Annotated in this window: 17 protein-coding genes and 1 other RNA gene; 7 read left to right on the top strand and 11 right to left on the bottom strand. The window is 37.3% G+C overall.

The annotated features are described in order from the left end of the window. Nucleotides 1–3: 3 nt before the first annotated feature. The 4 genes from AC23ME_RS11660 to AC23ME_RS11645 all read right to left on the bottom strand — a co-directional run bounded on the left by AC23ME_RS11660 (nt 4) and on the right by AC23ME_RS11645 (nt 3900). Nucleotides 4–2271, bottom strand: coding sequence for a PAS domain-containing sensor histidine kinase (locus AC23ME_RS11660; RefSeq protein WP_487727946.1), 2268 nt, complete (start codon nt 2269–2271; stop codon nt 4–6). A 50-nt stretch (nt 2272–2321) separates the two neighbouring features. After that, nucleotides 2322–2675: a response regulator gene (locus tag AC23ME_RS11655; RefSeq protein ID WP_487727945.1), complete on the bottom strand. Its 354-nt coding sequence runs from the start codon at nt 2673–2675 to the stop codon at nt 2322–2324. A 287-nt stretch (nt 2676–2962) separates the two neighbouring features. Beyond that, on the bottom strand, nt 2963–3472 hold the full coding sequence (locus tag AC23ME_RS11650) for a ferritin-like domain-containing protein (protein WP_487727944.1): 510 nt from the start codon (nt 3470–3472) through the stop codon (nt 2963–2965). A 167-nt stretch (nt 3473–3639) separates the two neighbouring features. Continuing rightward, complete coding sequence (locus tag AC23ME_RS11645) at nt 3640–3900, bottom strand: SemiSWEET family sugar transporter (RefSeq protein WP_487727943.1); 261 nt, start codon at nt 3898–3900, stop codon at nt 3640–3642. Between the two features lie 173 nt (nt 3901–4073). Between AC23ME_RS11645 and AC23ME_RS11640 the strand changes: the two genes are divergently transcribed. From AC23ME_RS11640 to AC23ME_RS11610, 7 genes are all read left to right on the top strand, one after another. Then, a complete protein-coding gene (locus AC23ME_RS11640; RefSeq protein ID WP_487727942.1) occupies nt 4074–4457 on the top strand; it encodes a response regulator transcription factor in 384 nt (127 codons plus the stop codon). Nucleotides 4458–4554: 97 nt separating this feature from the next. Beyond that, a complete protein-coding gene (locus AC23ME_RS11635; protein ID WP_487727941.1) occupies nt 4555–4794 on the top strand; it encodes a hypothetical protein in 240 nt (79 codons plus the stop codon). 166 nt (nt 4795–4960) lie between these two features. Further along, nucleotides 4961–5824 carry an STAS domain-containing protein gene (locus AC23ME_RS11630; RefSeq protein ID WP_487727940.1) on the top strand — a complete coding sequence of 288 codons (864 nt, stop codon included), beginning with the start codon at nt 4961–4963 and terminating at the stop codon, nt 5822–5824. A gap of 6 nt (nt 5825–5830) precedes the next feature. Next, on the top strand, nt 5831–6232 hold the full coding sequence (locus AC23ME_RS11625; RefSeq protein WP_487727939.1) for an STAS domain-containing protein: 402 nt from the start codon (nt 5831–5833) through the stop codon (nt 6230–6232). Next, the gene (locus AC23ME_RS11620; protein ID WP_487727938.1) at nt 6213–6623 is read left to right on the top strand and encodes an anti-sigma regulatory factor; all 411 of its coding nucleotides are present in this window, start codon (nt 6213–6215) and stop codon (nt 6621–6623) included. The genes AC23ME_RS11625 and AC23ME_RS11620 overlap by 20 nt, the downstream gene beginning before the upstream one ends. Then, nucleotides 6611–7630, top strand: coding sequence for an anti-sigma regulatory factor (locus AC23ME_RS11615; RefSeq protein WP_487727937.1), 1020 nt, complete (start codon nt 6611–6613; stop codon nt 7628–7630). Before AC23ME_RS11620 ends, AC23ME_RS11615 begins: the two co-directional genes overlap by 13 nt. After that, nucleotides 7627–8820: an ATP-binding protein gene (locus AC23ME_RS11610; RefSeq protein WP_487727936.1), complete on the top strand. Its 1194-nt coding sequence runs from the start codon at nt 7627–7629 to the stop codon at nt 8818–8820. Before AC23ME_RS11615 ends, AC23ME_RS11610 begins: the two co-directional genes overlap by 4 nt. Nucleotides 8821–8847: 27 nt before the next feature. Here the strand turns inward: AC23ME_RS11610 and AC23ME_RS11605 are convergent, their stop codons facing one another. The 7 genes from AC23ME_RS11605 to AC23ME_RS11575 all read right to left on the bottom strand — a co-directional run bounded on the left by AC23ME_RS11605 (nt 8848) and on the right by AC23ME_RS11575 (nt 12891). Then, nucleotides 8848–9477 carry a TetR/AcrR family transcriptional regulator gene (locus AC23ME_RS11605; protein ID WP_487727935.1) on the bottom strand — a complete coding sequence of 210 codons (630 nt, stop codon included), beginning with the start codon at nt 9475–9477 and terminating at the stop codon, nt 8848–8850. Nucleotides 9478–9722: 245 nt separating this feature from the next. Further along, on the bottom strand, nt 9723–9869 hold the full coding sequence (locus AC23ME_RS11600) for a hypothetical protein (protein WP_487727934.1): 147 nt from the start codon (nt 9867–9869) through the stop codon (nt 9723–9725). Nucleotides 9870–10054: 185 nt separating this feature from the next. Then, nucleotides 10055–10429: RNase P RNA component class A (rnpB, locus tag AC23ME_RS11595), an RNA gene on the bottom strand. A gap of 537 nt (nt 10430–10966) precedes the next feature. After that, nucleotides 10967–11344 (bottom strand): c-type cytochrome, encoded by a 378-nt coding sequence (locus AC23ME_RS11590; protein WP_487727933.1) that lies wholly within the window; start codon nt 11342–11344, stop codon nt 10967–10969. 85 nt (nt 11345–11429) lie between these two features. Next, complete coding sequence (locus AC23ME_RS11585; RefSeq protein WP_487727932.1) at nt 11430–12074, bottom strand: SCO family protein; 645 nt, start codon at nt 12072–12074, stop codon at nt 11430–11432. A gap of 2 nt (nt 12075–12076) precedes the next feature. Next, a complete protein-coding gene (locus tag AC23ME_RS11580) occupies nt 12077–12322 on the bottom strand; it encodes a YHS domain-containing protein (protein ID WP_487727931.1) in 246 nt (81 codons plus the stop codon). A 167-nt stretch (nt 12323–12489) separates the two neighbouring features. Then, a complete protein-coding gene (locus AC23ME_RS11575; RefSeq protein WP_487727930.1) occupies nt 12490–12891 on the bottom strand; it encodes a hypothetical protein in 402 nt (133 codons plus the stop codon). Nucleotides 12892–12897 lie beyond the last annotated feature (6 nt).

Below are 12897 nucleotides of genomic sequence, written 5' to 3'. Positions count from 1 at the left end.
ATATTAAGCATCATTCGTTAATTGTATACTTAACGGAAACGTAATTTTAACGGTCGTTCCTTTTCCAGGTGTCGCTTGTATCTCCATTTGTCCATTAAGCAATTTTATCTTGCTACGTATAGAGGCCAAGCCTATACCATCATTTTTAGAGTCAACATCCATTCCCTGGCCATTGTCAGATACACATATACCGATTACTTTAGGTTGTACTGATACTTCCACCATCGCTTTAGTGGCATTTGCATGCTTTACAACGTTCATCATCAGTTCTTGTACTGTTCGATAAATTGCCAGTTCAATGTATTTCTCAAGTCCAATCGTCATTCCCTTAATTCTATAGGTGAAGTTAACCTGATGCTGCAACTTCTTTGCAATGTCTAAAATCGATTCGTTTAGACCAAACTCTTCTAAAATGGGCGGCATCAATTCATGGGAAATTCTTCTATTTTCAGAAATAGCATCACCTAAAAGCTCACTAGCATAAGTAAGTTGCTTGTCAAAGGCATCTCTCTCTGGCATTTGCAAAAGGCTATGTAGACTGATTTTTACACCGTATAAAAGTTGTGCTAGTCCATTATGGAGATTTTCCGAAATCCTTCGGCGTTCTTCCTCCAAAGTGCTAAAGATTACTTTAACAATCTCTCTTTGACGCTCAGCTTCCAAGTTTTTCAGCTTCTGCTGCGCAAAATAACCAGCACTCACATCTATATCTGTTCCTAATACTCGCTCTGGTTGCCCATCATCATCGGTAATTACCAGGGTTTGCATTTGAATATACTTGGTTTGTCCGTCAAATTGCAGTTCTAACGTTTTTTGAAAACTAGGCTTTCCATTCTGTATGGCGTTAATTACCTGTTCTACCGTAGCGCTACTTTTTTTACTTGCGTACCGGAGATAATGATGTAAGTCGGGCTTGGCATCGCTATCAAGTTCAAACAAATCGTACATCCCTTCAGACCAAGTTAGCTGTCCGTCAGCCAGCTGATAATCCCAACTTCCTAATTGAGCCAATTGTTCTGCTTGTCGTAACAGCAAATGGTTTTTGTAGCGCTCTTGCTCGCTATGTTTCTTTGTAGTGATGTTTAGATAACTCGCTACAACACTATCCCCAGAACTCACGAACATGCATGCATACCATTGGTGCACTTCTCCAGCCGGATAACAATATTCAATCTGTTGAGAAATTCCAGTTTCTACTGCTTTAATGATGATATCCATTAGGCCAGTAGTCACCGTTTCCGGAAATATTTCACTGTACATCTTACCAACCAAATCACTGCGCTTGGTCTCCCGTTCCAGTTCTCTATTTACTAGCTTTATCTGAAAATCTTCAATTTGGCCCGCTTTATTTCTAACAGCTTCTAAAATAGATAATTGAACCAATGTGGTATCAAATATGGATTGTAAACGAGTTTTACTTGCTTGCAATTCTTCGGTACGCAATGCCACTTCCTGCTCTAAAGTTATGCGGTAACTATCTTGAGAACGCCTAAGCGCTTCTTCAGCTCTTCTTTGTCCAGTAATATCGGTAAAAATCACGGCGACGTGTTTCGTTTCCGCGTCCATCCTAAATGCGTATAAACTAAAAATACGGCTTAGCGCAGATGAGTCTTCCTCGAAACGAATTGGTTGGCCTGTTTGTGCTACGCTGTCGTAAATGAACATCCATTTCTCTTCAATAGCTGGAGTCATCTCTTTAATAGTCTTACCTAAGGCATTCTTCAACCCGTTATGTCGTTCAAATGCCGGGTTTACTTGCATGTACCGCCAATCAACGGGCTTTCCATCCGCATCGTGAATCATTTCTATAATACAATAACCTTCGTCCATAGAATGAAAGAGAAGGCGATGCATTTCTTCACTATCGCTTAAAGATTGAAGCTTTACAGTCCTCAACTTTGTAGCCAATAGGCGATGAAGTGTCTGCTGGCAAAGGTCAACTTCTTCTGTAGTCCATTCTCTATTTTCATTAGAACGAAGCAATAAAACTGCCGTTAGCGTATTTTCTTGTAGTAATGGAACATAACAAGTACTACCACTGGCAATTAGCGTACCGCTCTGTAATTTTGAAACAGTGTCGTCATCTAGCCTTTTAGAAAACTGATGTTTTTCATAGCACTCAATATCAACTGCTTTTAAGTAGTCTTTTAACAAATTCAGTCCTGTAGGTAGAACTTTTATCGCATCTAAATCTTGTATGGTATCAGAGAGTTGAAGAAGGTAGGAGCAGTGGCTGTTTTTGAGGTTCGGTTTATTCGTCTGATCATTCATTAGTATTAAGGTAATTATGCTGATGAAGGCGAATCTTTAAATCATATTGTTCAAACTAACAATTTGTTAACTTTTTCTAAAAGCGTATTAATGTCAAATGGTTTAGGTATAAAATCATTTGCACTACAAGATTGTTCAAATTTAGCAAGGCCGATGTGTGCGGACATAATAATGATAGGTATGTCTCGTAATAAATCGTCCTTTTTAACAACTTCCTCGCAAAGCTCTAAGCCGTTCCCATCTGGAAGCATTACATCCATTAAAAACAAATCTGGTTTTTTCGGCTCAGTTAACGCAGCCTTAAAACGAGTGGCATTTTCAAAGAGCCTCACCTCATGACCCTCTTCTTCAAGTAGAAAGGCAATAACATCTCGAATATCAGGATCGTCTTCGATGATCCACACTTGTTTATTCCTTATGGTAAACTGAAAAGTATATCCAAACTAACAACCTAAAAACAGGATTGTTTGTGAGAAATCGATTTATTAAAAGCTAAAATTCTCTATTTGCCTTCTAAAAATCAAATTATTCTTTAGTTTTTAACTTCTATACTATTCAATTTTTGAAAGCGAAAGTTCGAGCTTACCGTTAAACAAGGACTTATCGTAGCATTATATTGTTGTAAGATTATATTAAAATGCTTGAAAATAGAACCTAAAAAAAGCAGCCTAGAGCTAGGCTGCTTTCTCTCTTATACAGAAACGTTAGCTTCAGACATTGCAATATCCGTAAGCTTTACGTCAGTCTCTTTTTCTTGTGCTAAGGTCATTTCCAGTAACTCTTGAGCCTCAGTATGCTCCATTAAAGCTGCATAAGTTACCAAACATCCGTAGCTGGCAATTTCGTAATGTTCAACTTTCTGTGCTGCAGAAATCAATGCTGCATCTAATGCCGGATCACCTTCAAATTCTTCGATGATTTCTTCCGCTTCTGCCAGTAAGCCTTCCATGGCTTTACATTTCTTTCCTCTAGCAGCCATGCCCAAACTTTCAAAAACCTGTTTCAACCTTTCAATTTGCTCTTCAGTTTCTGCATGGTGAGCAGTAAAAGCTTCTTTTAAAGTTGAACTTGAAGCACTATCCGCCATTTTCTTTAAACCATTTAAAAGTTGTTTTTCTGCTCCTAAGATGTCTCTTAATTCATCTACAAATAATTCGTGTAGATGAGCATTAGGCATATTTTCCTTTTCTTGCTTTTTCATATCGTTAAGTTTTAATTTGCTATGTAGAAAGTATAGGAGGCCGACAATTGTTTAATTGATGATTAAATCACGTAGTTTGTGCAATTGATCTGATTTTTCTACGTATTAGGTAGCTCAATTTACTTGCGGATATAGTTATACGATTTAGACCAATACAGCTTATAAAATCACTTTTTCCGATAAATTATTTTTAGGGCCAACATGATGATTGCCATGCTAAAAGAAAATGCGTTGGTAACAATAATTGGCCAATCTTTAATTACAATGCCATACCAACACCAGGTAGCGTTACCTGCTGCCAAAATTAGAAACATGATGGGTGATACATGCTCAACTTCCTTAGTTCGCAGTGCTTTAAAAATTTGAGGCGTTGCAGATATAGCTGTTAGCGTGCCAGCTAAAATTCCAATAATAAGCTGCTTTTCCATCTTCGTTTTTTGATGGCTAAACATTTTATCATTTAACCTTGTTTAGGCAGTTTGGATATACGGTATATGTACCTGTTCCAAGTAGCTAAATACCTCTTTTGATCAAAAATTCATCATCTTTTTAAGATTGATCTCTTGCTACTAAACAAATCGGTATCATAAAATGTTGATGGATGATAAATGTAGATAATAAAATGAAAAAAGTTTGGGTAGTGGAAGATGATCCAGGGATTAGGGAAATAATAGGAATGCTATTAGAGGAAGAAGGTTATGAGGTATCACTCTTTGAAAATGCGTCGCAATTTAACATGGCGTTACGCAGCCAACCTAGTCATATAGATGCCATGGTAATGGATGTAATGTTGCCAGATGGAAATGGTATACACTTGTGCCACAAAATAAAGTCGAGTGAGAATTTTAATAATGTTCCAGTACTAATGATGTCGGCAAATACTACTTTTTGTGATGTTGAAAGGTTCTGCAGGGCTGATGATTTCATTCCAAAACCGTTTAACATTGACGACATGGCAAAAAAAGTGAGCCGATTAATGGCTTAAAAATTAGCGGGTTATTGTATATCATCACTTTTGGTTGTAAATCAATTCAAACTTTAATGGCGTTGTGCTGTTTAAGGTGTGATTTTAATTAAAAACTATGATAGACACATCAAAACAATCGCACTCCGACTTACAAACATTTATCAAAGAATTCGAACCTAGAAAATTCAAAGTGCTTTCAAACGGCATCGAAGTAAGAGGTATTGTAGATTTACATCGAGCTGTTAACGAAGCTAAAAATCTCATTTCACGTTACAATTTGAACCTATCTGTAACACATACGGCAGAAATGTTAAGTTATAGAGGTTTCGAGGTAAATTATATTGCCGAAGATTAATTTTTAATCATCGATATATTGGTATTAATTTTCTAGTTTTAAGGTCCTAATCAAGTATTTTTCCGTCTAGAGATTTATATAATACGTCAATTTGAACTATAGGAATTGTTTAAAAACCTTTAGCTATATTTACAAAAATTACCATCACAATATAAATAGACAAACAATGTCAGCAACCTCGTACAAAGTGCTTCAAAAAAAGAAGAAAAATATTCTAGAGTACTGGATGAGCCATCAATTATCTGATGACGGGCTCAGAGAAGATCTAATCAGTAACGAAGATTTAAGAATTCAGTCTGAAGAGTTGGTAGACTCGTTGGTAAATAATCTAACAGAGTCGAATTCTGTAGACTTACAATCTGAAAGTTGGGATCCGGTAATAGAAATTTTAGGTGGCATATCCATAACTCGTGCCCGCCAAGGTTTCTCGCCGCGTGAAACAGGTAATTTCATCTTTACACTAAGGGAAGCTATCCTTCAGGTATTAAGCGAAGAGATTAAAGATCAACCCGAAGTACTTTTTGAGGAAAGCCGCAAGATTAACCGCATCATGGATCATCTAAGCGTAATTACTTTCGAAACCTTTATTAAAGGGAGGGAAGAGGTTATTTTACGCCAAACGGACGAAATTGCCGAAATATCTACACCCGTTATCCGTGTATGGGATGGAATTTTAGCTCTGCCTATCATCGGTACGTTAGATAGCTCTCGTACGCAAATAGTAATGGAAAGTTTGTTACAAGAAATTGTAGAAACTGGTTCTGGCATTGCTATCTTGGATATTTCTGGCGTACCAGCGGTAGATTCGTTAGTAGCTCAACACTTAATTAAAACAGTTAGTGCAACCAGATTGATGGGAGCAGAGTGTATTATTAGCGGTATTAGACCAGAAATTGCCCAAACTGTTGTACACTTGGGTATCGATTTGTCTAGTATCATTACTAAAGCTTCATTAGCTTCGGCATTGGCTTATGCTTTTAAAACCTTGAGATTGGAAGTAAAGAAAACTAACGTTTTAACAAAAAATTAAGCGCCAATGGATAGAATTCCTATTCTAAGGATGGGCAGTTTTCTTTTAGTGACCATCCAAGTTGATTTATATGATAGGTTAGCGCTCACGCTCGAAGCTGATCTGGTACAAATGGTAAACAAAACACAGGCAAAAGGAGTATTAATTGATATTTCTGCAGTGTCTATCGTCGATTCATTTATGGGACGTATTATCGGCAATATCGCCAGTATGTCGAAAATATTAGATGCGGAAACCGTAGTAGTTGGAATGCAGCCAGCTGTGGCAATCACGCTGATAGAGCTTGGCTTACCATTAAAAGGAGTACATACCGCTTTAGATGTAGAAAAGGGTATGGCCTTGCTAAAAATGATGATCGGCGACGAAGAAACTGACGAAAGCGAGGAAGATGATTCTGTCGCTGAGTAAGGATCCCGTAACGATCCAAAGAGAGCAGGATGTAGTACTGTTCCGAAATCGATTAAAGGAAGTTGCCGTTAAAATTAAAATGGGCTTACTTAATCAAACTAGGTTAATTACAGCATCTAGCGAAATAGTACGTAATATGTTGCGTTATGCAGATGGAGGCATTGGATTAATTGAAGTGGTTACAAGGGGAAGGGACAATGGTATTAGACTAACTTTTACAGATAAAGGACCTGGCATAACTGATTTAACGTTGGCAATGCGTGACGGTTACAGTACAGGTAAAAGTTTAGGACTTGGATTGCCAGGTTCAAAGCGTTTAGTTGATGAATTTGATATCAAAAGTAATCCAGGGGAGGGAACAGTAGTGATGCTTTTAAAATGGACAAGATAATTGATCGTACGCATATTAGTTTCGCTGCTAATGATAGGAGCTATTTTGCGCTGCTCAAAAAGGAAATCCAAAAGATTGCCGAAGATGCTGGCATACCCAAAACTCGTTTGAACGAATTGGAAATAATTGTTTCAGAAATTACTTCCAATCTTTCTAAATACGCCAAAGATGGTGAGATCTTAGTAGGCGTATTCGGAAAGGGAAAAGACAGTTATATCGAATTAATTAGTTTAGATAACGGTCCTGGTATGGCAAATGCCAGTAAAATGCTGCAAGACGGGGTTACTACAGGAAATACATTAGGTCACGGTCTGGGCAGTATCAAGCGGCTTTCAGACAGCTTTGATATCTACAGTCAGGTAGGCTGGGGTACTATTTTATTGAGTAGAATTTACGTAACTAAGCCTCAAGTATTTAGAAAAGAACCGTTTATAATAAGACCTTTAGTGCTTGCCAAACCTGGAGAAACGGTAAGTGGAGACGGATATATGTGCAGAATTACGCCGCAGGGTTTTCAGGTATTTCTAGGCGATGGTTTAGGTCACGGACCTGCAGCAAATGAGGCAGTAAATGCGGCTGTTAAAGCTTTAATTATCGAACCTCTTAGCCGTCCATCAGAAACATTGCGTGCTTTGCATCCGGCAATCAAAAAAACTCGTGGAGCTGTAGCACACATCGTTAATTACGAACACAAAGAAAAAAAGTGGGTTTGCTGTGGAATTGGAAACATCATGTTGCGCCTGTATGGTCCTCATTTGCATAAAAATCACATGTCGTATAATGGCATTGTTGGACACAACATTCCAAATACACTTAACGACCAATATTACACAAGTTTAGATTTCAATGTAGCCATTATATGTTCAGATGGCATTAAAACCCGTTGGGATTTGACAAAATATCCACAGATACTCAATCACGACCCTAGTATTTTAGCAGCAGCTTTGTATAAAGATCACGGCAGAAGAACAGATGATATGTCAGTTATAGTTATCAAAATCAAATGATAAAAATCTTAGAAATTGCGCTCGAAAACGAGATGGACTTAGTGTTAGCGTATAAACGCAGCCTCAATTTAGCACAACAAATTGGATTGACTATCTCTACACAAACTACGTTTGCCACGGCAGTTTCAGAAATATCTCGTTCTATCATTGAGCATACCGACGCTGGAGTTATGCTGATTGGTCTGCTCAAAAAAGGAGATCGCTATCATATCATTGCACAGCTCGATTTTCCTATAGGAATTATGCTAACTGCCGACGATGAAGGCTATCACTATGCGCAACGCTTAGTGCCAGAATTTAACCTAGAAGAAAAAGACGGCACTAAGAAAATAAGTATGGTAATGGGCATACCACGCTCCATCAATCTAAATAAAATAAAAATCGACGAGTTAATTACAGCCGCAGAACATGCAACATCCATAAATGCCTACGAAACTTTAAAAAGAAGGAATGTAAAGTTAAATCGCATTAGTGTAGAAAAAGAGGAAGAAATTAAACGTTCGAAGCTGATAGACGAGAAAAAAAATGAGTTTATCGCTATGGCAAGTCACGAACTAAAGACTCCGCTTACTGTAATTAAGGCTTATACACAATTGGTCGGCATGTCAAAAAACGACTGTAGCGACCGTATTAAAGACTTGATAGAGAAGATAGATTTTCAAACAGCAAAGCTGTCTAATCTAGTACAGCAAATGCTAGATATTTCACGTATGGAGAATGGTAGGTTAGTCTACGAAATGAAGTTAGTACAGTTAAATCATTTTATCAATGATGTCGCTATAATGATGAAGCATATTCTTCCAGAGCACCAGCTAGAAGTTTCATTAGCAGACGATGTAACGGTACAAATAGATCCTTTAAGATTAGAGCAAGTGATATCAAATCTGTTAGGCAACGCAGCAAAGTACTCTGATAAAAAAACGTTGGTACTATTAGAAAGTACACTCGAAGACGAACACATTGTTATCAAAGTAACCGACCAAGGAATAGGTTTAAGTGAAGAAAGCAGGCGATCTGTTTTTGATAAGTTTTACAGGGCAGAAGATGTTATTCACTCGCACTCTGGTCTAGGAATGGGGCTTTACATCGCTTCTAAAATAGTAACAGACCATGGTGGCAAAATGTGGGTAGATAGCGAACTGGGGAAAGGTTCTACCTTCGGTTTTACTATTCCACTGGTTGCTAATTAATTTCGTTTAAGCTTAGTAAAAATAATGCTAAACCAGGTTATAAGTTTGATCAATCAAAAAGTGTAGTGCTTCTTCAATTTTAGCTCTGCCACTTGCTTCATTCATATCTAGACCGCAAAATATGCTTCCGTTTACATCGGTAGTTAAGTTTAAGTAATAAATTCCAGAAACAAGTATAGCCATAACAGCTCTGTACATATCCGCTTTATCACCAAAATGCGGATCAGTTATATTTTGCAAAATCACTTCTCCAACTTCTTCCTGATTAGTAGTTAGCCTTTGTAATGACTTGCGCTGCTCACTTAATCGCCACAAGATAATTTTCTGATATTCTTTGCTGCGAAACATATAATCGAATTGAGCAGATACCAATTCTTTCGAAAACTCCTGCCCACCGTCTTTAATATCTTTCGGTATTCTGTCACCTTTAACATTGCTCCAAAAATCTTTGGTAGATAGGTAAGTGTCCAGTAATTGGTCGGTTCCGCCAAAGTAATTATAGATCAGCTTTTTATCCAATCCTGCCACAGCAGCAATATCATTTACTTTTAGCGCAGAAAAACCCTTCGTTTTAAGGATTTTACCCACAGCAGCTAATAATTTTTGTTTGCTTTTTTCTTTACTCTGTTCCTTAGAACTAGGCGATTTTCGTTCCATCAATTGCTTTAATAGTACAATGTTACAAAAATAAAACACTTTATATAGTCACCATTTGGTGACTTTGCATATATTTGCAATTCAAGCATTTAATTTCTGCTGATTCTACATCTACCTATAGAAATTTATGAATTAAAGATCTACAAAATTAGTTTTAAATAACCTCTCTAACTAAGCCCGGCCCGTCAGCTGGGTTTTTGTATAAGTAAGCTGTTCAGAAAATTAAATTCTAAACAGCTTATTCTTTACTGAGGACGTTCCATTCTAGTGGTGTCGGTAGCTACGGTATCTGTACCTACCGAATCGGTTGTTGTAGAATCAGTACTTCTGCTCGTTCCGCATGATGCTACGAACAAGCCCAACGCCACCATTAATAATGCTAACTTTTTCATGTTATAAAATTTTTGATAAAACCATAAGCGTTGTTATAACATTATAACAGCTTCGTAATTAATTATTTAACTTAATTGATTTTATAACAGTTAATTATTGAAATAGATTTAAGTTAACTACCCAATATTACAAGTAGAATACTTAAAAATGAGAAAGCCCCACCCATAGGTGAGGCTAAAGTCTTAAAAAATGCAAACCTATAAGCCGGGTTCTGTTTCCCAACACAAGGTTAGGCTTCTATCATTAATCTACTGCAAGCGTTGCCGCTAACCTCTAACGACCTACCCACTAACATCGGACGAGCAGCCCTACGTACGTTAGCCTATTTGGTCTTTCAACTCCCGGGGTTTACCAACCTTGCTATCGCTAACAAAGTTCGTGAGCTCTTACCTCACGTTTTCACCCTTTCCCAACCTGCGCTGGGTGGTATATTTTCTGTGGCACTTTCCGTGGTTCAGGTCTTCAATCCCAAACCCCTTCCCGTTAGGAAGCGAGATGCTCTCTGTTGCCCGGACTTTCCTCTTTTCAACAAGTGAACAGCGATAGAACAGTTTGCATTAGCACAAAGGTAGTATTTTAATTTCGTTTAGGTTTTTAGAAAAGCACTATTCGTATCCTATTTTAAAAAGCAGTCCCGTTATCCGCTTAATCTTTTTGTTTTCCAGAACTTGTCATCCTGAGCTTGTCGAAGGATATTTATAGCAAAAACGCTTCGACAAGCTCAGCGTGACAGTAAATTAAGCGGTACTAACAAACAAAAAGTATATCGCTACTACCGGGTTTATTTTACACCGCCCTTTGCTAAACACAACCTTGTTTGGTGCAGTGCTTTAAGTTCTATAAACGGGATAGCAGCGGAAAGCCCACAGTGTAGTGCAGCGAAACGAGGACTTTGAGCGGATAGCCCGACTAGCCGTAGATTGAAATACTAAATTGCTTTTCGAACGATAGAACTGATGAAAAATTTAAACTTAAGAAGTTTTAGAAACTTCGTAAGTTTTTAACATGAACGTCATTGCGAGGTACGAAGCAATCTTAAAGCGATTTTCAATTTACAACGTCGTAAGATTGCTTCGTACCTCGCAATGACGAATACTTAATTACAATTTTTCAAATCATTAGCCACTTGTTGGTAAGTGTACATACCTTGTTGGCTGCCAAAAGAATTAGTAATGTAAACGATAACCTGAGCAATGTCTATATCGTGCATATTGCTTAGCGCAGGCATTTTCTCATGGTAGATCTTACCATGAATTTCCATTGGCTCGTTAACGCCGTTTTTAATGTAGCAAGCTAATTTCTGCTTATTTAACTTAAGAAAAACTGTATCGGTTAGTGGGGGAGCTAACTCTCCCAAACCTTCACCTTTTTCTCCATGGCAATTTTGGCATCTGGCCTGATAAATATCCTTTCCATTAGACATGTATTTAGCCATTTCTATTTCGCTAGCACTTTGGCAAGCATTGATTGCCATTGTAATAGCTCCAAAAAATAAGCTGCAAACAATTGCCTTGCGCAGTGTAAAACTTTTAACTTTCGACCTTTTACTTTCCACTTGACTAGTCTTTTTCAGCTAATAAAATATCCATATCGGCTTTTAGTTTTTCTACTTCTTCGGTTTTAGTACCATCATAAGCACCTCTAATGCGTTTATGCTTATCTATTAAAACTAACCAACCTTGGTGAACGTAGCCATCTGTAGCTTCGCTGTCTTCTTGTACAGCAACCAAATAATCCTTTTCTGCAATTTTATAAACCTCTTCCTTATTTCCATAAAGAAACTGCCACTGTGGAACATCTGCACCTAATTTCTGCGCATATTTTTTCAATACAGATGGCTTATCGTACTTGAAATCGATAGTGTGAGACAAGAACATTACTTCCTTGTTGTCTTTGTATTTATCGAAAATCGTTTTCATGTTACGGTGCATGATAGGGCAAATGGTGCTACATGAGGTAAAGAAAAAATCGGCAACATAGATTTTGTCTTTAAAAGCATCTTGCGTAACCTCAACGCTATCCTGGTTTAAAAACTTAAAATCTGGAATGGTTTTATAAATGGTGTCTATTTTCTCGTTTCCGTTAGCATCTTTAGTGATTTTTGCTTCTCTATCTCCGTAAAAAGGGAGTTTTCTTTCTTGTGTACACGCCACACCAAGTGTAATCAAGCCAACTATGGCTGCATATCCTAAAATCTTCTTCATCGTTATTTTTTTAAATACTGTTCTGGATTTTTATCAAATTTCAATTTACATCCTTTACCGCAAAACAAATACTCTTGCTTTTGGTAAATGCTTTTAAGGTTTGTAGATGATTTTACTTTCATTTTACAAACTGGGTCTATTTTAACGCTGTCTGTTTGTATGATTATTTCGTCTTTTTCTACTGCCTTGCTTGTGTAGGTTGCTCCAAAACTTAGGGCAAAAATACAGATTATTAAAGTTGTTTTCATGTTGTTAATTGGGTTTTATGCCATAGATGTAGTCTCTTTAACTTTTTAAACGTTGTAAGATTGCTTCGTCGTTCCTCCTCGCAATGACGTAGTATTGGCGTAATTGCGAGGTACGAAGCAATCTTAAAGCTATTTCAAAAACTATCTGTGCATCTGTGGCTATATAATTACTGTTTTATAAATGGTTTTGCTTGTTCAATTGCTTTCTCTAACTGAATTTGTACTTGTTTAACACTATCCAATTGGCTTTGACAGTACCTCAGTGCTTCTGCTTTAGAACCTTTAAAATCGAGTTGGAAATCATGCATCCAATCCATCATCTTTTCATCTGCTAAGTTGAGTTGACTTATCGATTTTGTTAGTTCTATGGTGTCTGCATTGTTTTGCTGGCGCTTGTCTTCTAGTAAGCTATCTAATTTAAAAGTAGTTTTGATGGCTTTTTCGTTGATGACCATCGCTTCGTTATGCAAATCATCAATAGTTTTCTTGATGGCTTGCTCGTTGTTTTCTTGTTGGCAAGCTGCGAAGGTTAATGGGATAAATAGGAATAAATATTTTAATTTTCTCATGATGTT

The sequence above is a fragment of the Pedobacter sp. T50_32 genome (genome assembly GCF_057652195.1).
The sequence above is the reverse complement of the archived record's forward strand: the minus strand, read 5'-3'. Positions and strand labels throughout refer to the sequence as shown.